Annotated in this window: 18 protein-coding genes; 3 read left to right on the plus strand and 15 right to left on the minus strand. The window is 46.1% G+C overall.

The genetic code is table 11. The features are described from left to right. Window positions 1-119 precede the first annotated feature (119 nt). Window positions 120-1,631, plus strand: coding sequence for an arabinosylfuranosidase ArfA (gene arfA / locus QFZ77_RS36065; protein WP_307448286.1), 1,512 nt, complete (start codon window positions 120-122; stop codon window positions 1,629-1,631). Window positions 1,632-1,770: 139 nt separating this feature from the next. Here arfA and QFZ77_RS36070 read toward each other — a convergent pair whose 3' ends face one another. The 7 genes from QFZ77_RS36070 to QFZ77_RS36100 form a co-directional block, all read right to left on the minus strand. Continuing rightward, entirely contained in the window at window positions 1,771-3,390 is a 1,620-nt protein-coding gene (locus QFZ77_RS36070) for a cellulase family glycosylhydrolase (RefSeq protein WP_307448289.1), read from the minus strand. A 15-nt stretch (window positions 3,391-3,405) separates the two neighbouring features. After that, window positions 3,406-4,230, minus strand: a complete 825-nt coding sequence (locus QFZ77_RS36075; protein ID WP_307448292.1) for a carbohydrate ABC transporter permease — start codon at window positions 4,228-4,230, stop codon at window positions 3,406-3,408. After that, complete coding sequence (locus QFZ77_RS36080) at window positions 4,227-5,108, minus strand: carbohydrate ABC transporter permease (protein ID WP_307448295.1); 882 nt, start codon at window positions 5,106-5,108, stop codon at window positions 4,227-4,229. The genes QFZ77_RS36075 and QFZ77_RS36080 overlap by 4 nt, the downstream gene beginning before the upstream one ends. Before the next feature lie 38 nt (window positions 5,109-5,146). Continuing rightward, window positions 5,147-6,466: an ABC transporter substrate-binding protein gene (locus QFZ77_RS36085; protein WP_307448299.1), complete on the minus strand. Its 1,320-nt coding sequence runs from the start codon at window positions 6,464-6,466 to the stop codon at window positions 5,147-5,149. Window positions 6,467-6,580: 114 nt separating this feature from the next. Beyond that, window positions 6,581-7,666: a response regulator gene (locus QFZ77_RS36090; RefSeq protein WP_307448303.1), complete on the minus strand. Its 1,086-nt coding sequence runs from the start codon at window positions 7,664-7,666 to the stop codon at window positions 6,581-6,583. After that, window positions 7,641-9,431 (minus strand): sensor histidine kinase, encoded by a 1,791-nt coding sequence (locus tag QFZ77_RS36095; RefSeq protein ID WP_307448306.1) that lies wholly within the window; start codon window positions 9,429-9,431, stop codon window positions 7,641-7,643. Before QFZ77_RS36095 ends, QFZ77_RS36090 begins: the two co-directional genes overlap by 26 nt. A gap of 418 nt (window positions 9,432-9,849) precedes the next feature. Continuing rightward, on the minus strand, window positions 9,850-11,823 hold the full coding sequence (locus QFZ77_RS36100) for a glycoside hydrolase family 127 protein (protein WP_307448309.1): 1,974 nt from the start codon (window positions 11,821-11,823) through the stop codon (window positions 9,850-9,852). Window positions 11,824-11,969: 146 nt separating this feature from the next. Between QFZ77_RS36100 and QFZ77_RS36105 the strand changes: the two genes are divergently transcribed. Beyond that, window positions 11,970-12,833 (plus strand): helix-turn-helix transcriptional regulator, encoded by an 864-nt coding sequence (locus QFZ77_RS36105; RefSeq protein WP_307448312.1) that lies wholly within the window; start codon window positions 11,970-11,972, stop codon window positions 12,831-12,833. A 39-nt stretch (window positions 12,834-12,872) separates the two neighbouring features. On the opposite strand, the gene QFZ77_RS36110 is transcribed toward QFZ77_RS36105, so the two are convergent. From QFZ77_RS36110 to QFZ77_RS36145, 8 genes are all read right to left on the minus strand, one after another. Then, window positions 12,873-14,399, minus strand: coding sequence for a glycoside hydrolase family 32 protein (locus tag QFZ77_RS36110; protein WP_307448314.1), 1,527 nt, complete (start codon window positions 14,397-14,399; stop codon window positions 12,873-12,875). A 26-nt stretch (window positions 14,400-14,425) separates the two neighbouring features. Next, complete coding sequence (locus tag QFZ77_RS36115) at window positions 14,426-15,397, minus strand: PfkB family carbohydrate kinase (RefSeq protein WP_307448317.1); 972 nt, start codon at window positions 15,395-15,397, stop codon at window positions 14,426-14,428. Between the two features lie 38 nt (window positions 15,398-15,435). Then, complete coding sequence (locus tag QFZ77_RS36120) at window positions 15,436-16,272, minus strand: carbohydrate ABC transporter permease (RefSeq protein WP_307448319.1); 837 nt, start codon at window positions 16,270-16,272, stop codon at window positions 15,436-15,438. A gap of 158 nt (window positions 16,273-16,430) precedes the next feature. Further along, the gene (locus QFZ77_RS36125) at window positions 16,431-17,348 is read right to left on the minus strand and encodes a carbohydrate ABC transporter permease (RefSeq protein ID WP_307448323.1); all 918 of its coding nucleotides are present in this window, start codon (window positions 17,346-17,348) and stop codon (window positions 16,431-16,433) included. A gap of 25 nt (window positions 17,349-17,373) precedes the next feature. Continuing rightward, the gene (locus QFZ77_RS36130) at window positions 17,374-19,221 is read right to left on the minus strand and encodes a GH32 C-terminal domain-containing protein (protein ID WP_307448326.1); all 1,848 of its coding nucleotides are present in this window, start codon (window positions 19,219-19,221) and stop codon (window positions 17,374-17,376) included. Window positions 19,222-19,387: 166 nt separating this feature from the next. After that, complete coding sequence (locus tag QFZ77_RS36135) at window positions 19,388-21,007, minus strand: response regulator transcription factor (protein WP_307448329.1); 1,620 nt, start codon at window positions 21,005-21,007, stop codon at window positions 19,388-19,390. Between the two features lie 8 nt (window positions 21,008-21,015). After that, the gene (locus QFZ77_RS36140; RefSeq protein ID WP_307448333.1) at window positions 21,016-22,770 is read right to left on the minus strand and encodes a sensor histidine kinase; all 1,755 of its coding nucleotides are present in this window, start codon (window positions 22,768-22,770) and stop codon (window positions 21,016-21,018) included. Between the two features lie 148 nt (window positions 22,771-22,918). Further along, window positions 22,919-24,271: an ABC transporter substrate-binding protein gene (locus QFZ77_RS36145; protein WP_307448336.1), complete on the minus strand. Its 1,353-nt coding sequence runs from the start codon at window positions 24,269-24,271 to the stop codon at window positions 22,919-22,921. Between the two features lie 326 nt (window positions 24,272-24,597). On the opposite strand from QFZ77_RS36145, the gene QFZ77_RS36150 reads away from it, so the two are divergent. Continuing rightward, a complete protein-coding gene (locus tag QFZ77_RS36150) occupies window positions 24,598-25,704 on the plus strand; it encodes a DUF5667 domain-containing protein (RefSeq protein ID WP_307448339.1) in 1,107 nt (368 codons plus the stop codon). Window positions 25,705-25,730 lie beyond the last annotated feature (26 nt).

The following is a 25,730-nucleotide window of genomic DNA, read 5'->3' on the forward strand; positions in this document are numbered from 1 at the left end:
TCCTATATTTTTCACATCCAACACATTGAAAGTATCTATCTATTATGATAAATATTATATAGAATATTAACAATTATGACTTAATCATTTCATTAATTCAACTAGGAGGATTATATGCTATGTCCATGAAATCGACTATGCTTATTGATAAGAATTTCACCATTTCAGAAGTAGATCCAAGGCTCTATGGGTCATTTATCGAACACCTAGGACGTGCCGTATATGGCGGAATTTATGAGCCAAACCATCCAACCGCAGATGAGAACGGCTTCCGACGCGATGCTCTGGATGCTATTCGTTCACTGAATGTTCCTATCATTCGCTATCCTGGGGGAAATTTTGTATCCGGCTATAACTGGGAGGACGGTGTTGGTCCAAAGGCCGAGCGGAAGCGTCTATTGGATCTAGCATGGTGGACAACAGAAACCAATGAGATGGGAACAAATGAATTCGCGGATTGGGCTAAATTAGTCGGTTCAGAAGTCATGATGGCCGTTAATCTGGGTACCCGCGGCGTTGACGCGGCTAGAAATCTCGTCGAATATTGTAACCATCCTTCTGGTTCTTACTGGAGTGATCTGCGAATATCCCATGGTTATAAAGATCCGCATAATTTCAAAACGTGGTGCCTTGGGAATGAAATGGATGGACCTTGGCAAATCGGAGCAAAAACGGCTGTCGAATACGGCAGATTAGCGAATGAAACGGCCAAAGTTATGCGCTGGGTTGACCCATCCATAGAGCTTGTTGCATGCGGCAGCTCAACAAGTGGAATGAGTACGTTCGCTGATTGGGAGGCTACCGTGCTCGATCTTACCTACGATCAAGTGGATTATTTATCCTTGCACTCCTATTACAATAATAATGCGAACGATTCCTCTAATTTCTTGGCGAAATCGCTTGATATGGATCAATTCATTTACAGTGTAACAGCGATTTGCGATTACATGAAAGCGAAGAAACGGAGCAAGAAAAAGCTCATGCTTTCAATGGATGAATGGAACGTTTGGAATACCATCGGATCAAGCCGTGCTGCTGAACGCTGGCAGGTGGCACCGCCGGAATTCGAAGATGTTTATACGATGGAAGACGCTCTTGCAGTAGGCTGCTTCCTAATTACACTGCTTAAACATGCGGATCGTGTTAAAATGGCGTGCATAGCCCAATTGATTAATGTGATTGCACCGATTATGACTGAAAATGGAGGCCCTCTTTGGCTGCAAACCACTTATTATCCGTACCTTCATGCTTCATTGTACGGTAGAGGAACGGTGCTTCACCCCATTATTTCTTCACCTAAATACGATTCAAAGGACTTCACCGATGTCCCTTATCTAGAGGCAATCAGTGTTTTCAATGAAGAGCAAGGTGAAGTTACGATCTTCGCAGTAAATCGTCATTTATCAGAGAGACTCGAGCTTAACGTTGACGTCCGCAGCTTCGGTGAAGTCAGCATACTTGAGCATTTAGTGTTGGAGAATGCAGATTTAAAAGCGACCAATACAAAAACGAAGCCTGATAATGTCGTCCCTCACAAAGGCGGTAACGCCAAAGCAGACGACGGATATGTAAAGGCTGATCTCAGCAAAGCTTCATGGAACGTTCTTCGACTGCAAATAAAAAACACCTAGAATAAATAATAGTAACTGATCCAAAATATCCGCGTGGACGTACCCAGATTCAATCAAAAAGAGTCTGCCACCATACAAAAAAACGCAGCCGAGTTGGCTGCGTTTTTTTGTATAATGGAGCCTAGGGATTTAACCGACCTCAGCTCGCGTCATGGATCAGTCCGGCTGTAGTCGGAATAATTTCTAACCATTCAAGCCGAACTAGAGCATCTTTAGCTTGAACTACAATGCGATGTGTCCCTGGCTCAAGCGTGAACGGTTCTCTGATATTTTGGTTCTCGTCATCTATCGAGATTGCCAGACTTCCGTTTTCATCAAACTCGTTAAGGTGTACGTTGATCTCATAAAGCGTATAGTCCGTAAACTTAGGCACATAAATTTCATAGGCCAGCCAATCGCCTTCAGCTAAGTCTACTTCTAGGCGCTCGTCATCCTGCCATGTCTCTCCTTTGCCATGTTCGAAGTTTGCTGTCTCCCTTGCACTTGCTACAAACCGAATGTCCGTGCGGTCATTGATGCGAAAGCCAACATTCTGATTCGACGGCTGCTGGATGCCATAACTGACACCTTCTCCCCGATACCCGTAGAAAATAGCAGGTATTCGGACAGGAGGTCTGCCTAACATGGCGTCAACAAGATCGCGGTAATACACACATTGGTCGAATGCTAAATTAGTTAGATATTCCCATAAGATCCGTTGTGCAGTTATCTCATCTGGCTTCGGACCGCCTTCTAAGTACTCGACCAGCATCTCCCATTCGCGGGGCACCTTAACGCTGCAAGGTGAATTATCCTTGCCCATCTTCTTCCAAGTCCAGAAATTCCAAGAGATATTGTGATCTTCAAAAAGACGAAAAGCACCCGCATACCATGCTTTGTTATTCTCGCCACCTTCACCCATGTAAATGGGCACGTTCCACTCTTCACGCTTTTCTAAGTAGACTCTGATGCTTTCCGTATCTGGATTATTCCAATATTTATGGAACTGCAGCATCAGATTATCATCGATTTTTTCCGTAAAGATCGACCAATCCGTTGCCCAATGGGCACCTTCTAGAATAATCAGGTGGCGTTCATCTACTTCCCTGATCGCCTTAACGATGTCCCGGTAAAGAGGCATTACCTCACCGTTATAGGCAGAGAACCAGTTAGGCAGCGGCTCGTTGAGAAGATCATAGCCGGCGACAATCCACTCATCCTTGTAATGCTCTGCGAGAAAACGCCATAACTGAACCGTAAGACGCCTATTATGCTCTTCTGTAAATAGCTCTGGCAAGTCACGTTCAGAGTCGTCAATATTCGTACCCGTCTGGCCCCCAGGTGCCCCGTGCAGATCTAGAATCACATAAAGGCTGTGCTTACGACACCATCCGATCAGTCGATCAATGAGTTTCAGTCGATGCTCTTTCACCCGAAGTGGCTCGCCGTCTTCAATTAAAAATCTTGCGTTTATTGGCACCCTAACCGAATTGAATCCTTCAGCGGCAATCTGCTGAATATCTGCTTCCGACGTGTGAACATCATAGTAAATGTCCCAAAATCTTTCGGCCTCCCGTTCGCCGATCAGCTCTTGAATCATCTTTTCAATACGCCGCGGACGATCTCCTTGCTGCGGAAACATCCACATATAGCCCTCTGGGAGCAGCCAGCTTCCGAAGCCGACGCCTCTCAGCAGCACCTCGCGACCTTCTCCGTTGACTAGTCTCTTCCCGTCAGCTCTAAGAAAGCCAACAACTTCGTTCTCACGCTCTGAATTCATTCTTATTAGTCACTCCTATCCCTTTATTGCACCGTCTGCTATACCCTTCATAATGTATTTTTGCAGTAATAAATAGAAGAGAACGACCGGCAGCATGGCCAAAATCAATGAAGACAAGATGGCAGACCAGTCATTATTCCCGTATTGACCGAACAGCATATTGGTAGATAATAGCAAGGTATACGTCTTATAGTTTGTCAACATCAGTAACGGCAGAAGAAAGTCGTTCCATATCCATAACAGGTTTAAAATCGCAATCGTAGCCGTAATCGGCAGTAATAACGGAAATATGACGACAAAATATAATCGGAACTCACCGCACCCATCGATGACAGCTGCTTCATCCAGATCGCGGGGGATAGACTTTACAAAACCATGGTACAAAAAGATCGCAAAGGCGACACCCGTGCCTATATAGATCAATCCCAGACCCGTTGTTGAGCCCTGCACGGATAGCGCTTTTGAAATTTTAGTCAGCGTTATCATAATAGAGTGAAAGGGAATCAACGTGGACATAACGAACAGCAGAAATATAAATGCGCTTAACTTCCCTGGTGTCCTAGATAGTTTATAGCCAGCCATCGATGCGCAAATAATAATGCCTAACAAACCAACCGATGCGATATATACCGTATTTCCTAAGCTTCTAACAAAATTAGTCTTATGGAACGCGCCAATATAATTTCCTACTTCCAAATGGGTAGGCAAAGATAAAATATTGTTCATCATGGCGCCTTCCGTCTTAAAGGAGTTCAGTAGCCCCATATAGATCGGAAACAATGTAAATATGGCAGCAGCAATGAGGATGAGCAGAATCATAAAGGAACCTATTCGATTCATGATTCCACCTCTCTTCTCTTCATCAACCATAGCTGAATCAAGGTGATTAAGAACACGACTAGAAATAAGATCATCGCCTTAGCATTTGCATACCCATATCGATTACTTGATTTAAATGCTTCTTCAAAAATGTTCAGCGCGATGACCTGCGTTGATCTGCCTGGACCACCGCCGGTTAACGAGTAGACGGCATCGAATGCTTTAAACGAGCCGTTAAAGGTAAGAAATATACCAATCGTCAAGGCCGGATAAATCATCGGAAGCGTCACATATCGAAACGTTTTAAAAGCATTTGCCCCATCAATCGCAGCCGCTTCTTTCAGATGCTGAGGCACACCCTGCAAGGAGGCAATATAGATTACCATCAGGTAACCGACACCTCCCCATAGGGACACGATGACGATGGCGAAGAACGAATAAGCCGGATCACCGATCCACGATTTATCCAAAAAGGCGAATACCGAATGTTCGGCTATATACGGAAGTACTTTGGTGAAAATAAATAACCACATAAAGCCGCCAATGATCAAGCTGATCATATTGGGCATGAAAAAAATCGTCCGGAACCATACCTTGCTGCGCCGTCTGGATTCCACGAGAACCGCCAGAAGCAGAGCGATCGCATTCTGAAGCACAACCATGAACACGACATATTTAAGGGTGAAGCCTACCGACTTTAGGAAGAACGGGTCCGCCGTCAATGCCTCGATGTAATTAGCCAATCCCACCATCCGATACGTGCGATTCAGTCCGTTCCAATTCGTAAGGCTATACCATGCGCCCCCGAATGCGGGGGCGAGTACGAATACAGCGTAGAATAATAGAGCGGGGAACACGAAGGCTAATAGGATGACCGTCTTTTTTTGTTTCGTTGTCATTAGAATATTCTCACTCCCGGTCACCATATATAGCCATGCTATTGCTGAGCCTTAGTCGCGTCTGCCCATTTCTTATCCAACGCTTTGATAATCTCGTCTTTCGTTACTTGCTTCGCATAGTAGCTTTGCAGCAGCTTCGCTTGTTCATCCGTGACGCCATTGGGAAGAGACAGATCCTGATAAGCCTTCCCTTGAGAGACGTAAGTCATCGCTTCATCGATCCAAGGGAACGATTTATACGTGTGAACCTTAGATACAGGATTGAACTTCAATTCTTGGAACAAGGCTGACGAATCCTTCGGATCAAGGATGTAGTTTAGAAGATCCATGGCAACCTCTTTGTTCTTGCTTGTTGGAGATACCGCTAGAGACGTGGATGTTGATAGGTTAATCATCGTACCTTTCGGGTTATTGCTCACTGGAAGCGGTGCTACGCCGAATTCAATTTTTGGGTTCACCTTTTGAATCGCTTCTGCTTGCCACGGACCTTGAACCCACATAGCTGCTTTTCCGTTAGCGAAATCGGCTGATCCCTGGGCGCTGCCTACTTCAAATGGCTTATCGGTCCCATTTTGCATAACAATATCAATAATATTGAATACGTCCTGTACGTCTTTGTAGGAGGCTTCACCCTTGTTCATCTTTTGGATCCAATCCGGATGCTCTGAAGTCACGATTCCACCTAGCGACAGCGCCATAATCAGCTGCGGAATCCATGCCTCTTGGAAAGACAACTCGAAGGGTGCCACTTTGTTCGCTTTCAGCTTTTCTACAACCGCTTTCATTTCATCTAACGTTTGAGGTGCCTTCAGGCCTAAATCATTGAACACTTTTTTGTTGTACAAGTATCCCCATTCCAAGCTTTCAAGCGGTAATGCTACAATTTTGCCATCAAAGGTTACCGTCTTTTTAACATTATCGAACAAGCCTGCCGCAAATGGCTGATTGGACAGGTCACTCAAGTAACCGGCTTTGTAATAACTGGGTACGTCTGCTACAGCGTGCAGGGTGAACAAATCCGGCGCATCATTGGAAGAAAGGCGAGTCTGCAAGATTTGCTTGGCTTGATCAGGATTCGGCATTTCAAGATTGATGGTGACATCAATATTTTTTTCAGCTTTTTCCTTTGCCTTAAATTGTTCAAAATATTTATCAAATTGATCCTTAAACCGCGGAAAGCCCATAAATACTTTCAATTCTACTTTCTTAGCTGGAGCAGGAGCAGATGCTGCCGGTTTCGAATCTGCCGGAGCAGGCGTAGCCTCTTTTCCGCCATTACTGGAGTTGGTGTTTGTGCCACAACCGACCATTGCGCCCAATAAGGTAACACTTAGCATTAAGTGAAGCGCTTTCTTCATTCTTCATTTCCCCCTAAAGAAGATTAGTAACTACAATTTCAGTATAGAGGAGAAGGGTTTTATGAATCATTTGATGTTATTAGCATTCGTTATTGTACTTTATTGATTTCCGAGCTAATCCTTACGCATTTCCCCTGGTGTGAGCCCGAAATGTTTCTTAAACACGCGATAAAAGTAAGCAATATCGATATAGCCTGTTAGCTCTGCTACACGTTTGATGGCTAGTCGTTGATCCATAATTAATTCCTTCGCTTTCTCCATCCTCTTACGAACGATATAGTCGGATAAATTTTCCCCGATGGAAACCTTAAATGTTCGACTTAGATGCTCCTTACTCACAAAAAAGTGATGAGAGACCGTCTCAAGGGAAATCGTTTCTTGGAAGTGGCGGTCAATGTAAGCTTGTACGTCCTCGGGGGCTAATCGATTTTTATTTTTGCGGTAAGCTTCTATGACATCTATTGCATCAATTAACCAATCACGCAGGATGGTATGAATCTCTCCTAAAGAGAACCCACTTAGCAATGCAGCACGTTCGCGTCGCTCTTCGATCCAAGCTGAATCCAAACCATAGTCCGTACCAGCTGTAAACTCTTCCAGCAAGTGCAGAAAATCATGCACAATTCTAGCCGGTAATCTCCCGTCCAGTGCTTCTGAATAGCCTTCGGATAAGAGGTCCTCTATCTTCACCAGTGTGTGGAGCACTGCGGGGCGATTAAGTTCCAAGAGATATTCATAAACCTGCTGCCGGTAATTCAAATAGGTGTCCAGCATCTTTTTATCCGTAAAAACGTGCGTATCCCATGAATTTGGTAGTTGTAGTGAAGCTTGCAGCTCCTCCACGCACCGAGAAAGGGCAGCGTTCAATTCAACCGGATTGATTGGCTTCAAAAGGTACTCGATGGCACGGGAACGTATCGCCTGCTTCAAATAAACGAAATCGTCAAAGCCGCTCATCACGATAATTTTAACTTCGGGGTATCGTTCATTTAATACCTTCAGGAGCTCCACACCGTCCAGTCCCGGCATACGCATATCGGTGATCACGATGCTTGGATGCAGCGTCTCAATCAGAACGATTCCTTCCCGCCCGCCGTCTGCTTCCCCAATGATATTCAGTCCAAGTTTGTTCCAAGCTCCCAATGATCTAACGACTTGTCTGGCCCATAGCTCGTCATCGATGATCAATACGTTCAGCATCCGTTTTGTCCCCTTCCTCCTGCGTAACAGCAGCCAGTACTAATACAACCAAAGTCCCTACCCCTGTCTTGCTAAATATTCGAACACCGCAGCCCTTGCCGAATTGCAGCTTGAGCCGTGCATGCACATTCCTTAATCCGATTCCCCTTTTCTTCCTTACATCGTTGTTCCTTGCTCGAGGCGCCAATTGTCCATCTCTCAGATCCGTTCGCAACTCGTATAGACGCTGGCCGTCAACGCCTACCCCGTCATCCTTAATGAAGATATAGACTCGTTTACCTATCAACCTTATCCGAATCTCGATATTCCACTTGCCTTCCTTACGCTGTAGTCCGTGTTCAAAGGCATTCTCGAGAATCGGTTGGAGTGTGAATTTAGGAAGCCTTGCAGTAAGTGCCCTCTCATCTGTAGATACATGCATGCAGCAACGATCTACAAAGCGTTGTTCCTGAATATATAGGTAATTTCGCATATGCTTAATTTCGTCTTCGAGAGGTACCAAATCACCGTCTGCACTGATGGAATAACGTAAAAGCTCCCCCATTACCCGGGTAATTTCATAAATTTCAGGCGCATCCTTCACCAATGCCATTCCCCCCATCAAATTCAGGGTATTATTGAGAAAATGCGGGTTGATTTGCGCCTGCAGAGCCATTAATTGCGCATTCTTCAGATCGATTTCCTGTTGATATTCAACCTCGATCAATTCCTTAATACGCTTCATCATGGAATTATAGCCGTTTTCCAGCAATCCGATTTCGTCCCTGCTTTGGACCGGAGACATTTTAAAATTATGAATATGTGTCATCTTCATTGTTTTGGCAAGCTTGACAATCGGCCTGCTAATCCGAAGCGATACGAAAATGGAAAGCAAAATAGAGGCTATAGCAAATAGGGTTCCTGTTAAAATCCCTGCTTGGATCGTCGGTTGTGCGCTTTGGTTAACTGTGCGAAGTGGAATGACCTTCACCACCGTAAGTTGACCGTCCCCGACTCGTTTTAAGAAATAGAAATCCGTCTTGGTTCTACGAAAGGCCAATTCAAAATCATTCTGATCGAGGCTTTGAAGTTGAGACTGAAGCTCTAAAGCGTCCATTGTCTCCGTTGAGCCCGACAAAAGCTCCCCTTGATCGTTAATCAAGTAAACCGAGCTTTCTGATTCTGATTTTAAAATATCGCTGACTTCCCTCCACACTTGCTTGTTTATACGGACGGAAATACCGCCTAACAACATACGATCCTCAAATCGGTTCATACTGTGATATGCATAGATGGCACTGCCGGATTGTTTAAAATACATATTGATTGGTGTTTGAAGCATACGTCCCCAGTTGCCTTCCTGAATGTTTAAGGAATAAATGGTTCCGCTGTTTGCATAACTGACTGAGAATGCCTTTTGGATCGGATGAATATATAAATTCAACTCGTCTATCTTTCTGGAATTTGCATAGAAGGCAGACGTTAGTGTGTTTTTGATATAATTTTGCGTGTTAAATTGTACCCCGATATCAGGGTTGTTCATATCATTAAGTCCAGCCATGAGCGTTTGATTAATTTGTAAGGAATAAAACAGAATATCGATTTGCTGATGGAGCTCCTCCAAATATTGATCGGCCCATAACATCCTCGAATTGTTCGCATTAATGATTTCCTTCTCTACGGAACTCCGTGTATTATTCGTGGCAATCCATGTGACGGTTACGACCGGCAGCGTGGTTAAGCAAATCATGAGTACCATCAATCGAAGACGTAGGCTTGTTCGCATCGTAGTAGAGTTCCTTTCTGAACGAAGATAGCGCTTATCTTCATGTTACTTTATCTTTTAAGGAATAGCATTCCTATTTTATAATCTTCATGCAAACTAGAATAAGCGCAAGTATCTCTTGCGCTTATGAATCAGAAGATCTTATTGAATAAGCTCTCATAGCTTAATTTTAGAGTTGCTGCATGCAGATGTCATTCTAATTTATTGATTAACACTATTAGAAAATATTGATTTCGAAGAAATAATAAGGAGCTTTCCCAAAAGCAAATAAGTTCATATAGGGGCACAGAAACAAAAAAAATGAGGTGGCAAGGTTCTTGCCTTCTCATTTTTTTTGTTTTCTGTCGACTGCAAGGGAAAGTCACCCCATCTTTATTTCGCGGAACGTCGATCCGTTACGAGACGTTTCGAAGATCATTCAAACACGAATCCACACCGACATTTCACCAGGCTGTCGGTTGCCCCACAAGTAATACGGTACAGCTTTTAGCTTTACCGGCTCAGAAACATGCTGCTGCGCAAGCCGGCGGTACGCCATATTCTCTTGCCATGAATCTCGTTCCTCGGCGCGACCTTTCGCTTCAATAACGACCGCTCCACCGAGCAGCTCGGTATCGTAATACGATTGCAGCTCCGATTCACGATCGATAGACAAATTCGAAAGCAAGCTGCCGTTGTCCGTTTCCTCCAGACAATAAACAAGCGGACCGCGTTCAATAGCAGCTTTACCCGCATTGGCCCTGACCTCCGGATGCGAGGTAATCAACTGCGCCTCAAGCACGGGTTCCCATTCCACGATGTCTCCCTGTGCCCATTGCCTATTTACGGTCGCATATCCATTCACAACCTCGTATTCCGAAATCATGCCGTTAATTTTCATCACAGCTTGCCCATAGCACCAAAACGGAATGCGTAACGCAAGCGTAAATGCTGCGCCCGGAACAGTAGTTAATTCAAACCGTACATAACCTTCCCAAGGAAGACGCGATTGCTGCTTCAGTGCCACATGGCCAACAGCTAGCTCGAATTGCGCTTCGCTGCCGATGAACAGATGCGTATATACTTTGTTATCCTCAATAGAAGTTGTATAAATATAATCGTTTAAGGAGGTGAGAAGCCGCGCCACATTCGGTGGGCAGCAGGAGCAGCCGAACCATTTCTGCCGCACTGACTTCACGTGCCTACGGTCCGGGTTATTTAAGGAAGCCTTCGGCCATACTTCCAGTGGATTGACATAAAAATAATGTTTACCGTCCTGCGACATACTGCCTAAAACATTGTTGTACAGCGCCCGCTCTAGAACGTCGGCGTACTCGCTCTTCGCCTCCAGAAGCAGCATGCGGCGGGCGAAGAAGATTAGACCTATGGAAGCGCACGTCTCGGCATATACGGTATCGTTAGGCAAGTCGTGGTCGAAGGTAAACGCTTCGCCGTGATGTGTCGAGCCGATGCCGCCAGTAATGTACATCTGCCGCTTCGTCGTGTTATCCCACAATCGACGGCACGCCTCGAGCAGCTCCCGGTCATCTATCAGGCTTGCAAGGTCGGCCATCGCCGTATACATATATACCGCCCGTACGGAATGGCCTACAGCGACGTCCTGTTCACGAACTGGCAAATGCGCCTGATTATAGGCTATTTGTTCGATAGACGGAATCGGCATCTCCTTCTTCATCCAATGACTGTACCCGCCTCTCTGCTTGCATTCCTCAATCAAAAAGTTCGGCGATTGACCGCGCTCATCGATAAAAAATTGCGCCAACTTCAAATAACGCTCCTCACCCGTCGCTTGATACAGCTTCACTAACGCCAGTTCTATCTCCTGGTGACCGTCATAGCCCCTTAGTTTGCCTGGCTCGCGACCAAACACGGTGTCGATATAGTCGGCAAATTTGCACACGACATCAAGCAGTTTCCGCTTTCCCGTGGCTTCGTAATACGCAACCGCTGCCTCTATCATATGACCCGCACAATAGAGTTCGTGCGCTTCATGAAGATTCGTCCACTCGTTACCCGGTTCTTTGATCGAGTAATACGTGTTCAGATAACCGTTGCCATGTTGGGCCTTGGCAATTAGTTCGATTAACTCGTCCGCAGTTCGCTCCAGCTCGGGGTCGGGTTGGCTTGCAAGCGAGTATCCGACCGCTTCAATCCACTTCGCCACATCGCTGTCCTGGAAAACCATCCCTCCGAATTCGCCTTCTTCCATCCCGGCCGCAATCCGGAAATTACGGATTGCATAGCTCGGCTCGGCATCTGGAATCCGGTCGTTAAGTGCCTCCCATTGATAGGGAATAACCGTCCCCCGCACCAGCTCTGTAAATTGATTCCAAAACCCGTCCTGTATGCGTACACGCCTACTACTCTGCCGCTCGCTCATTGATATCCCCATATGAAAATCCTCCTAGAACTGTAATCGATTTATATGACATTTGATTATCACTCTCATCCAGTTTATCCTTGAATATATGGATGAACTACGAATAAAACAAACCTATTTTTTATAAAATTTCACACTGCATATGGAGGGTATTGGGAATGAACGAATCAGGAATCATTTGGATGGAGCTGCCACCAGTGCCTTATTACATTACGACCGGGTTATCGACCTTAAATCCGGGGGAGCAGCACCCGAGCCGGCGGAATATCGGCATCTTCGATCTGCTTTGGGTTGTCAAAGGGACGTTATACATCGGAGAAGAGGATATGCAGTGGGAAGTTACGGAAGGACAGACACTATTACTATTGCCCGACCGTTATCACTACGCGGTGAAGCCCTGCGAGACGGAGACCCTTTTCTATTGGAATCACTTCGACTTTAAAGGGAGTTGGCTCCAGGCGGCGGACAATGCTGCAAACCCAGCCTACCCGGTCCAGCATGTATGGGCAAACCCCTATACAATTCGGATTCGGCAATATGCCTCGCCGCCGGAGTTTCCCCTTGCCGTGTGCCACCTTCGCAAAATGCTTGCATCGTCAGACCAACATCGCTCGGCGACCTTTTGGAACGAGCAGCAGCTGTTCATGGAGCTGCTGCGTCTACTAGAGGAAGGGTATCGTGGAAGCGACTCTTCCCCTGCCTTAAAGCTTGCAGAGAAAGCAGAAGCTTACCTTCGGCAGCACTTTCAGGCTGACGTAACGAATGAATCACTTGCGGAGGCTCTTCATTATCACCCGAACTATATTGTTAGGTGCATGAAAGAGATCTACCACTGTACACCGATGGAATATCTGCACGAGTATCGACTGGAGCAAGCAAAGCTGCTGCTGATCAAAACGGATTGGGCGATCGGGCAAATCGCCGATCGTGTCGGTTTCCAATACGCCCCATACTTCTCCAACTGCTTCAAACAGTATGCCGGCATCTCACCTCTGCGTTTCCGCAAGCAGTATTCACATTAGTCGTTCTGCTAATGACGCCGTGCTTGTAACGCACTAATCTTACAATCGATGACCCGCTTCCCCTTCCTGTGTTAACTTCCATGCGTCCAAGCTTTCCAGAAATACTTCTCCATTCCTGGCAAACAGCTTGAATCCCAGACTGTCAGGTTTCGGGTAAATGCGGTTCGTTACGGTTTTCAGCCCGTTATTAGCAAATAGCTCAACAGAAGAACGGTCAATGAATATTTGCAGCTTAATGCAGCCATCATCCAATGGAGCAAGATCCACTTCACTCACACCCGCTTCGCCTGTACCGGAGTGATTACGATCCACTCTAAGCTTACGGTCAGCTGCCGAAAAGCTCACTTCCGTGTACTCGGAACCATCCTCTGAACAGCGAAGCAGCAAACCGAACTCAGCATCGTCAGCTGATTGATTCGTGTTAAAAATGGCGATAAGTTCAAGCGCATCACCATGAATTTCTGGCAATGGTACTTCGGTATCCGCACAGATGGACAGATTGCTGACATGGTGATGAGTCCCGCGCATGTCCCTCAATTCCTCCACAGGCAGTATCCGCAGTGTTCCGTCGTCATCAGAAAGTCTCAGCTCGCGAGGCAGGGTAAAAGCCCCCATCCAGCCATGCTCCTGCTCCGGCATTCGAGCACCCCAAATATTCATCCAGCCAATGAGAATACGCCTTCCCTGTCCGTCCACGAACGTTTGCGGAGCATAGAAATCAAAGCCATAGTCTAGCCGCTCCGCGTAACGGTAGTCGAATATCCCGGTCTCATAGCTAAGCCTGCCGGTTAGATACATCGTCCTGGTCGTTCCCATATTCATAGGGGAAATCACCAGCACGTGGTCATCTCCGTTCCCTAGCGGAAACAAATCTGGGCATTCCCACATATCCCCCATCGTGCCATCGCTTTCAGCTGCGACCCCGATATAGCTCCAATCCCTCAGATCAGAAGACTTATACAGCAGCGCTTTGCCCAAGCCGTCTTTCCCGTATCCAATAACCATGTACCATATTCCATCATGCTGCCAAACCTTCGGATCCCGAAATCCGAAGCCACCTTCTTCTGGCGCGCCAGCAATAACTGGGTTATACGCTGCTTTGTTGAAAGTAACCCCATCTATGCTTGTCGCAATGCACTGAACCTCAGTGGGTGTGCGTCCATCGACATGTCCCGTGTAGATCAACGTCAGCACACCGTTATCGTCCACAGCACTGCCCGACCAGCAGCCATGACCTCCACTTTCTCCCGCATCGTAATTCTCCGATGGCGCCAACGCTACAGGCAGATGCTCCCAGTTCACCAAGTCTTTACTTTTGGCATGCCCCCAGTGCATCGGTCCCCATTTGGGCTCATAGGGATAGTGCTGATAAAACACATGATATTCATGATTAAAATAAATCAGGCCATTCGGATCATTCATCCATCCCGCTGGAGGCATTAAATGATAGCGAAGCCTGTAGTTCCCCTCTGCCACTGATGCTGAAGCTTGCTCCAACGCCTTATTGGCTAGATCGACTCGTTCTTCGTGACCCCTGTTCCGTTCCTTGTCCTCTTGATGACTCATCCTATCTCACCCTCACTCCTAAACTTCTATAACACATTTTCTGCTAGCATTAATGCATCAATTTCTTCAATTGTACCAAGTGAAGGAATGGCACCTTTTCGAATCGTCGCTAAAGCACCCGCTGCATTCGCAAATCTCAAAGCGCTGCATAGTTCATCTTCGCTCCAAGCGTGTAAAGGTTTTCCAAGCTTTAACACTTCATGTAGAAAGGCTCCAAGAAAGCCATCCCCTGCACCCGTTGTATCAACCGTATGAACAGAATAGCTATCAACCTTCCCCCACCAGTCGTTCATTCGATAAAATGAGCCTATAGATCCCGCTGTTACTAATAGCAGCCTAATTGAATACAGATCCATCAACTGTTTGGACGCAATTTCTATGTCCCCCTGACCTGTCAGGAAGATGATCTCTTCTTCGGATACTTTCACGAGGTCAGCCAATCTCAAGCCTGCATGAATAGCCTCCCTAGCATGCTGTTCGTCCTCCCACAAAGAAGGACGCCAGTTGGGATCATAAGAAATAAGCGCACCTTTCACCTTGGCTTTCTGCGCGGACTTAATCGTAGCTGAGTAGGAAGGCTCCGCCGTCATCGAGATGGATCCAAAGTGAAAAATCCGCGTTCCCTCCAACATAGCATGATTCACCTCATCCTCTTTCAGCAGCTGGTCAGCACCAGGCTTTCGTGAGAAATGAAAGGATCTCTCGCCTTGCGAATTCAAATGAATGAAGGCCATTGTCGTATGGGCCTCGTCAGACGCTATAAGCCCGCTATCTGACACACCCTGCTGCAGCAAGGCTTGCCGCAAATACCTACCAAAGGGGTCGTTTCCCACCTTCCCAATGAACCCGGTCTTTAGGCCGAGCTTAGCCATAGCGGCCACAACGTTCACGGGAGCTCCTCCCGGATTTCGCTCAAATAAAGGCTGTCCGGCGTCTGATAAACCTTGAGGTGTAAAATCAATTAAGTACTCCCCTAGCGCAACTGCATCATAGTTCATCTTAAGCTTCCTTTCTCCTCATTATGCAAACTCTGGGATCAACCTTTAATACCTGACATCGTGATACCCTGGATATAGTAACGCTGCAAGAACAAGAACAGCAGCAGAATCGGCACTGTCGACAACGTGTTCGCCGCTAATACTTTGGACCAATCCGTCCCCTCGTTAGAGGAAAACGTGGAAATACCCACTTGAATCATTTGCATCTTCTGATCATTGATGACAATGAGCGGCCAGAGATAGGAATCCCAATTGCCTAGGAATGTCATTAGGCCGAGTGTAATTAATGCGGGAACGGCTGCCGGAAGCACGATGGATACGAAAGTGCGCGGCAGGCTAGCTCCATCTATACGTGCCGCTTCCATCATTTCATTCGGAACCTCTGCAAAAAATTGCCGCAGCATAAAAATGCCGAACACGGACAACATCGAAGGTACGATCAGCGCTTTATAAGAATTAAGCCAGCCCAGATCATGCATGAGCAAGTAGTTTGGCACGAGCGTAACTTCACCCGGTATAATCATCGCGGACATAAATAAGGCGAATACCACTGTTTTAAAGCGAAATCTGAGTTTAGCAAAAGCAAAAGCTGCCATCGAATTAATGATAAGCACAAGCGCGGTTACGATCGAAGCCACGAACAAGGTATTCCAGATATAACGAAGAAACGGATTGCGCGCATTGAAAATGACATTATGAAAATTACGTCCCGTCCATTCCACAGGGATCAGCAGATGAATATTCAGTGACGTATATTTAAAAAGCTCCTGGTACGGACGAAATGAGCCGGCGACCATCCATAGGATCGGAGCGACAGAAATCAGAGCGATCACAATCATGATGATCATTCTTACGATGTTGTTTATCCTCTTCACAGCGATTCCCTCCTAATATTTATTTGGGGCCCCCGCAAAGTAATCGGCATATACTTCAGAGCTTAGCTTCACTTTGTGGGGTAATACAGGGATCTTTGAGCGGAGCTCAAAGTCTCTCCTCTTTGGGATCTTTGAGCGGAGCTCAAAGTCTCTCCTCTTTAATCAGCATCTTTGTTAAACAGCTTCATTTGGATAAGTGAAATGGCTAGCACGATCGCAAAGAGCACAAAAGCCGCCGCTGTCGCATACCCCATTCTCATTTGCGTAAAAGCCTGCTTATAAATATAGAAAACAACCGTTTCCGTCGAGCTGTTAGGTCCTCCATTCGTCAAAACGAAAACCAGCCCTGACAGCTTGATAGCATCTATCGTCGTCATAATGACCACGAAGGCCATGGTCCGATTCAACAACGGAAGCGTAATCTTGAAAAATTGCTGGATCCTAGATGCACCATCCACTCTAGCAGCTTCGTACAGATCTGGAGAAATATTGTTCAGACCTGCGAGGAAGATGATCATGAAAAATCCGGCGCCTTTCCAGATTCCGAGCACAATAATGCCATTCATCGCCGTGTCAGGATCAGATAGAAAGCTCGTAACCGGCAGGTGTAGAGCCTTGAGAACACTGTTCAAGAGCCCAAACTCTTTGTTGTAAATCAGCTTAAAGACCGTTGCAGCCACCGCTGTCGAAATAATAACCGGGATAAAATAAAGCGTTCGGAACAGACTTGCCGCCACTGTTTTCTTCTGGATCAATAACGCTAGCCCCAGAGCGATACTTGTTTGAATCGGAATCACGATAATAGCAAAATAAAACGAATGCTTCAGACTGTTAAAGAAAGCGCGATCCTTCATCAAATGAACATAATTATCCATTCCGACAAATACATCGCCTGCGCCTACAAGTGAATAGTTTTTAAAGCTAATGATGAATGCTTGCAGCATTGGGTAGAACACGAAGACAAGCAATAAGGCTATCGCCGGGAAAATAAACCAGAATGCAGTAGCTTGCTCATGCCTTCGGAAGCTTTGCGATTTTTTTTGGGTTTCTATCACTGTTTGTATCGCAGTATCCATGGTTCATCTCTCCATTCCACTTCTATCAATTTGTATCGTAAACAAAAACCTTGAAGCTCGAAACCACACCGCCATCTGGACTAATCGCTTTGATCTCCGCCTGTCCGGCCTGAACGCCCTTCACCATAGCTCCTCCGTCAACAGCTGAAACTGTAGCTACCGCATCGCTGTTAGACTGCCATTTCAACAGCTGCGGAGCGCTTAAAGGAATGACCGAAGCTTCGACCAGCTGACTGCCATTCACAGGCACATCGAGCGTGCTCTTACTTAGCACAATCCGCTGCGGCTTCACGGCATTCACATCCTCATCACGCCATATCGTTTGTATCGGATAAAAATGAGCACTCTCCAGCGTGACGCTGCCTTCCAAAGCAGTTAACTCCAACCGGTTACTCGTCGGGTCCGGGAATATCAGGCTAGAGACGACAGCCTCGCCATCGTGCCCAAATACCTCAAGACTAGATTCATCTACGAAAAATCGGAGCTTGAGCTTGCCTTCCTTCAGCTTCAGCGGCGCCGAAACTTTCTCAGCGAAGCCCTTCTCGAACGATGTGATGCCGGAATGTGTTCGATCTACCGTCAACTGCTCCGTCTTGGCATCATAGCTGACGCCCGTTTCTTGGTTGCTTCCTTTTCTTAGCTTGAACGCCAATTTCGCATTCGGCTGAACAGATAGTTCGGTAACCATCTCATAAGATGTTCCTTTGATGACGTCGAACGGATTATTTCCTGCTGATAACGCCTGCTTGGACACAATCACTTCCTTACCGCGCAAAGTCTGAAGTTCCTTAATCGGCTCCTGAATCAGCCGCAAACCTTGATCAGGGATATTCCTCAGCCTAAGCTCGCGTGGGATGGACATGTTCCCCCTCCAGCTGCTCGTCGGCATCGCGAACGCATAACGCCAATTCGACATCCAGCCCAGCCAGATGCGGCGTCCATCTTTGGCCGGGATATCTGAGTAGGACACAGCCGCATAGAAATCTTTACCGTAATCCGTCCATAGCACGTCCGATGGCTTATTATCATTCTTGAACGTTAGGCCATCGAACGTACCGATGAAGTATTGCGCTGTGGACCCTTTCGTCGTGTTGTTACTGCCGATACTTACCGCTAGAACCCACTTCTTCGCTTTTGAGCCCTCCACCGGCAGCTCGAACAAGTCCGGACATTCCCATACGGCCGCGTGCGAGCCTTGATCGCTCCCGAATTCACTGGTCATTTTCCACGATTTAAGGTCAGGCGATGCATAGAAACGAACATGGTTATCGACAGACACAACCATCACCCAAGAATGGGTAGGCGCATGCCAGATGACCTTCGGATCTCGAAAATCCTTCAAGCCCTGATTCGGAATCACCGGGTTTCCTTCATATTTGGTCCATGTCCGGCCTTTATCCGCGCTGTAGGCAATGCTTTGCGACTGAACACCGCCTTTGAAATGGGTAAAAATCGCGACCAAGCCCGCTTTGCCGCCAAAAAATCCGCTCGTGTCCTTGCTATCCACCACAGCGCTCCCAGACCAAATCTCTCCCAAGGAATCCCGAGCCAGAGCTACCGGGAGATGATCCCAGTGGATGAGATCCTTACTAACCGCATGTCCCCATTGGCCCTTGCTTTGGTAAAATTGGTGATACTCACCTTCGAAATAGACCATCCCATTCGGATCGCTCATATTCCCGGATTCCGGTGATAAGTGATACTGTGGACGGAACTTTTCTGTATAATAATTCGGATCACTCGCATACGTAAAAGCTGAGTTTTCTGCTGAATCCGACGATCTGCCATCCTCTTTAACCAGAACCGCCACCCCCAATCCTAGAAGTACGACCGCGGCAGTACCAACTGCCCATAACCCTAATTTCTTCCGCATACTTCCTCCTTGCGTCATGTCGCCATCATTTTCTGTATGGTTATTGTACCGAGTCCGTACGAAGAAAGATTTCAAAATCATCGGGAGTTGCCTTTCAATTTTATTTGCAAAAAAATAAGCCCTCTGCAAATGCAGGGACTTAGGATAGCCTATGATTTTGTATTAACTATACTTTTTTTCTTAGTAGTTCTTCCCGATACTCCTTTGGACCTTTGCCATAATACTTCTTAAAAGCGGTGCTGAAGTAACTCGAACTGGAGTAACCAACCAGCGTAGCAATATCCGTTAGCTTCAGTTCATTTTCTTCCAGCAGCACCGTAGCCTTACTTAGACGCAATTTCGTGACATAATCACTAAAAGTAACTCCCACACTCGTCTTAAACAACCCGGACAAGTAGGTCTCGTTAAGATGAAACATTTCCGCAAGAGAAGCCAGCGTGAGCTCATAGGAGAAGTTCTCATCCACATAATTGCGAATCGCTTCGATCATCTGCTGGCCGCTGGAGAACCTCGTTTTCCTCACTTCATTCATCACCAATTGAGCCATTTCATGAAGCTGCTCCAACACTTGCTCCCTTGAGGAATAGTCTCTCACCGTCATCTGACAGTTCCATAGATAGCTTTGCAACGATGCGCCACCAAGTTCGAACTTCTTGGCTATTGCATTAAACAACAAAATAATCCTAAGTGTCAAAAAGGTGAATACAAACATCGGTGTGTCTCGATCAGCGGAGAATATGGTATGCAGCTGCTTAGTAAATGCAGGCATATCCAGATTTTCAATGGTTTGCATCAGCTTTCTCTCTACTTCCGGCGAAAACGCGTGTGTCAATGCCAGCATATTTCGGTTCGGCTCAGCCTTGTCTGATTGGATCGTGCCTTGACTCCATGCCAGCATGCTTGATGCATAACCATCCTTCAACTGCCTCAGCCCGTTGATGGACTCGCCTATGCCGACTACACTCTCAACTCTCAGATAGCTTTTGATATTCCGCTTGAGCTTGCGCACGAAGTCATCCATGAAACGACCATGCTGCATAGGATCTTGAATAAGGATCAGAAAATGCATCATGGCAGGATGAGTAATGGGATAAAAGGGATACACCTGCTCCCAATTTTCAGCAGACTCCCGGCAAATCATCTGGAATGCCAGGTAGAGTAAGTCTTTCCGCTCATTCCAATCGTCCAACCGTCCTTGCGGAATTCTCATCTCAACCGTCACAAACTGCGCATGTACATCATCTATGGTCAAAGAAGACAGCTGTAATTGCTGCATCCGTTCTTTCACGGTTGGTACACTAAACCATTCATCCTTCACCAGCTGCCAAATTAATTGCTCCTGCATCAGTTGAAGCTGTTGGTGATTCTTCATTTCCTCTTGGTCTTGTTCGCGTATTCGATTCCGGTCATCTTCCAATTCTCCGGACAGTTTGGCAAGGAGTGCCGTTAATTCGCTGCGTACTACAGGCTTTAACAAATAATCTTTCACACCCAATTGGATGGCCGCCTTCATATATTCAAAATCGGAGTAACCCGAAAGCACGATGATACGAAGATGGGGGAACTTCTCCTTACTAGCTTTGATGAACGCTATACCGTCCATTTGCGGCATTCGGACATCCGTAATCACAACATCGGGCAGCGGCTGCTCACTAAGAAGCTGCATGGCCTCCAGACCATTAGCTGCTTCTAATTCAATTTCAAATCCGGCGGATTTCCAATCGATTTTGGCTTTAATACTGTTACGTACACCGACTTCGTCATCAATCAGCATAATTCTGTACATCTATGTTGTCAGCTCCTTAACAGAGGAAGGTACAAGGTCAATTCCGTCCCTTCGCCCAACCTGGATTGTAAGCCTAAGTGAAATTGCTCCCCATAATTCAACCGACATCGTGATAAAACATTGCGAAGTCCGATACTTTGCCCCTCGCTGCTAAGAATGGCAACAGAATCCCCTGTCTTTATCTCTGCCAATAAATCTTGTACCAACTCGGGGGACATGCCAATTCCGTTATCTTTGACGGAGATCAGCAGTCTTTCATCTTGTACCAGAGTCCGCAATGTAACCTGTGCGACGCCTGCCTTCTCTAGACTATACTTCACTGCATTTTCCACCAGGGGCTGAATAATGAACTTGGCAATCATGACATCATCTGCCGCGGGATCATCCTCTATTACGACTTGTAATCGATCTTCATGTCTTAAATGAAGAATGAACAGATAATCCCGAATATAGTTCATTTCCTCTGCCACTCGGACCAAATCGCTGTTCAAGTTCAGAGAATACCTCATCATTTTACCTAATGCCTCGGTGGCGTCCATCACTAGGTCTTCCCGCCTCATAGCCGCCAGACCGCTAATGATTTCAAGCGTATTATTATAGAAATGCGGGTTAATTTGCAGAAGCAGCGCCTTATATTCGGCATTCTTTCTACGTAAATTCGTTTCGAATTCGGTTTCGATCAAATATCTTAACCTGTGCGTCATTTGCTCGAAAACCCCCGTCACATAGCCTACTTCACTATGTCCTTCCCGGACTTTCGGCATCACATGCAGAGCCTGATTAAATTCGCCGCGCTGCACATGCTTCATCGCTTTGCCCATCACACTAAGCGGCTTGGTAATGCCTGCGGACAACCAAAAGGCCGTGAGTATGGCGAGTATAAGCAAAAGAGCGGTAACCAAAAGCATCGTTTGCCTGATATGAGTGATCTTCTCATACAATTCTCCTTCGGGAACGGTGCCTACAATGGTCCAATTTTGAGCCGGCAATTTGCGGAAAAAAAGCAGATTCGTACTCCCTTTCTCCTCAATAGGGAAAATCCCGCTAATCTCCTCCTCGAATCGTTTATCGATTTGCTTAAGACCACTACTTAGAATGTCCCGATGCTCTGCAATATTTTGATCCAGCACACTATTGCCTTCACTCGTTAGCAAAATCACTTTCCCAGTCTTCCCGACCCGAATCTTCTCAATCGCATTTCGAAGCAAGGTTGTGGGGTAATTGACTTTAATGAACCCGACATTCTTTAACGATTGCAGCTGCACCAGTGGAAAAAGAAAGCTATTAATCGATCTTGCTCTCATGAATTCGTCCGATTGGTCGATATCTTTATGCGCTGTCGTCCAGCGCTTGTTTGCTGTCATAAATGCCATAAACCACTCGCTATTTTTATAGGTTCTATCTTGCGTCCACAATCCTCCGGCATCCTCGGCAAAAGCACTAATTGATATGCCGTTAGAGTTGTTAACTGCATACGAAGAAAAATACTCCCGCAATCTCTGCTTCGTAAGAACACGCTCCTGTATCGTATTATCCGGATTCAAATGAACGGTAAGCCATTCCTGCGTCGTTCGGCTGCTCACGACCTGATTGCCTGTGTCTTCAACCTGAGTAAGTAAAGTTACAACATGCGAAGCAAACTGTTCAATCGTTTGAGCGGTTGAAGATTCAATCGACGCTTTAATCGTTTTCGTCGCTTCCTCACTAAGAATATAAGCGAGTGCGGCAAAAGGGAGGATTAGCAAAATAGAGAAAACAGCCATTAGACGGCTCCTCAATGAAAAAAACATGAAATCCCCCGTTTCTTATCCAGTCATCACACCATCTATTTATCATACACGTCAACCTTCTTAGGAAACAACGACAAAGAGACGATCATCGAAATGATTCGTCTCTATGATCTTCACAACCCTACTTTTTCTGCTGCGCCTGCACATCCGCATAAGCCTTATCGATTGTCGTAATCGCTTCTGCAATGGATGCATCAATATTCCGTTTGCCGATGGTGACATCTTCAAACATTTTATTCACAGCATCGGACATTTGCGGGAAGATTGGCGTAATCGGACGCGGTCTGCCGTACTTCTGATTTTGAATGACGAAGATGTTCTTCGGATACTCGTTCAATTCCGGGAAAGTCTTCGCTGAAGAGTAACGGGATGGAATATCTTTGGTCATTCCGGCATACGTCTTTTGTCCTTCCTCACCAGTCACCCAGTTGACGAACTTCCAAGCTTCATCCGGATGCTTGCTCTTCGATGAAATGCCCAGCGCCCAACTGCCATTCGCTACCGCTTGTGCAGTCCCCTTAGGCAGAGGAGCAATGTCATAGTCTTCGCCCAGCTTGAAATTCGGGAACTTCTCTTTCAGATTCGCCAGAGACCAGGAGCCATCAATCGTAATGCCCAATTTACCGTTCGGGAATGGATCCGGCGGATACTCCAGAGCAGATACTTTATCTTTGTTATACAGATCCGAGAAGAATTGAACGGCTTTCTTCGTTTGCGGTGAATCCAAAAAACCTTTCGACGTTTTACCATCAGGACTCATAATCTCCCCGCCAAGCTGCCAGATGATCGGATACTTGAAGTAAGCCGTACCACCCGCGTTCCCGAAGCCCTGTGCAGGATCTATACCAAAGATGCCATTGGCTGGATCATTGATTTTCTTTGCAGCATCGAGCACCTGATCCCATGTCCACGGCTCATCCGGATTTTTGGAAGGAAGCGGAATACCCTTCGCTTGAAACATCTTTTTGTTATAGAACATGGCAATCGATGATTCCGTTAATGGCGCCATATAAATTTCATTTTGATACGTGTAGGTCGCAAGTGTTGATTTAGGAACATCATCGATATTCCCGTCCGTCTTGAAGTATGTGGTCAACGGCTTCAGAGCACCGGCATTTGCGTACGAACCGACCGTAGGAGCATCTAACGCCATAATATCCGGCGGGCTGCCCGATGCGATGGATACTCGTAGTTTCGTGTCATAATCTGAATATGGAATCGGTGTCATTTCGACAGAAATGTTCGGATACTTTTGCATGAAGGAAGCAACGAGCTTGTCATAGGCTGTATTCTCCGTATCATTCCCTGAGTTTCTCCAGAACGTCAGCTTTACTTTCTCTTCTTTTTTAACAGCATTATCCGTTTGTTTGGGTACTGTTGACGACGTATTTCCACCATCACTTTGCGTTGAACATCCCGCCAATAAACCACCGACTACGAGAGCGCTTACTACTGTTTGGCTTAGCTTTTTCAAAATGTGAATGCCCCTTTCATTTATCTGTTGTTGTAGTTCTTGTCATCATCATATCAAAGGGGCCGGGATATTAAATTCAATATTCTCTGCTTAGAACTTATAAAATTATCATGATTCTGGTTATTGTACAAGAGCGTAACGAGCTTCATCGAACATATTATCTACGTCAAAGCTATATTGTACACCAACAAAAAGTGTTCATTGAGCTTTTGCGAAATACGTTGATCCCACGTTCGTAATCCTACCTGCCCCCAGAAAATACGCTTGGGTCTCGTATAACTTAGTATCAGCTGCAGCTAGAATACTTTAATAAGGTGGTCATAATCATGATAGTAAAGTTAACAAAAGAACCCAAACGGTCCTACCTTCTTGCCAAAAGCTTCATGATCAGCTTACTCGTTTTTAGCGTGGGTACCGGTAGCGTTTTAGCTTCGGAGATTACAACAACAACAACAACAACACCGTCGTCCAACCCCGCATCCGTGAGCGTCACCCAGAATACGACTTCCTCCTCGCAAGCAGGCACGACTTCGAACGAATCCAAAACAGAGACTCCAGATCTTTTGCCAGGAGACTTATTCTACTTTGTAAAAATAATGTACGAAAACATTCGATTGGCCCTAACTGTCAATGACGTGAAAGAGGCGCGACTACTTACCGCATTTGCCCAAGAGCGACTTGTGGAAGCAAACGTCTTATTAGCTCAAGGAAAAACGGAAGAGGCGAATCTATCTCTCCAGAAGTCGCTGGAAACTCAGCAAAGTGCTGTTCAAAAAACAGATCAGGCTTCTGGAATATCGATAACCGTAAAGACTACACAAGTAGAGACTATTGCACAAGCGGCTGCTAAAGATGAGGATTCAACACAAAAAGAAACTGCAACAACAGCCGCAGCGAAGCAGGGCAGTGAGCAAACAGCAGATCCCGAGCAAACGGAAGCCGAAGATGTGATCAATCCTGTAAAAGAAGTGAAAAATCCGGAGCAGGTATTGAAGGTAAAGGCCGATTTACAACACAATATTGTAGCCCTGTCCTCCGCATTGGAAAAAGTGGGAAATCCGAACGCTCAACTGGCTTTAATGAAAAATATAGAAAAGGCGTTTGCTCATCTGGATAAAAAACTGTCCAAAATCGAGAAAAAAGAGAAGCTGGGGCAGATGAATGAGAACGTAACAGCTAAGGAAGAGCAGCCCCCGGTTGCTTCGCTGGTTCCATCTCCATTTCCAACACCAGTATCAAATGAGCCTATCTCGGACCAAGAGAAACAGGAAAGCTTAGTAACAAAATCAGATCAAACGAAGAAGGATGAAGACAACCAGCATATGAATAAATCTGATAAAGCAAAAGAGAAAAAGAACGATAGCCCACACAAAGGTGGCGAAAAAGGGAACGGCAACGGACACGATAAAAATAAAGGTAGCAAACAAGAATAAAACCGCTACTCGCCCCCTTTTCAATA

This window comes from Paenibacillus sp. V4I3 (genome assembly GCF_030817215.1).
Taxonomy (GTDB): Bacteria; Bacillota; Bacilli; order Paenibacillales; family NBRC-103111; genus Paenibacillus_E.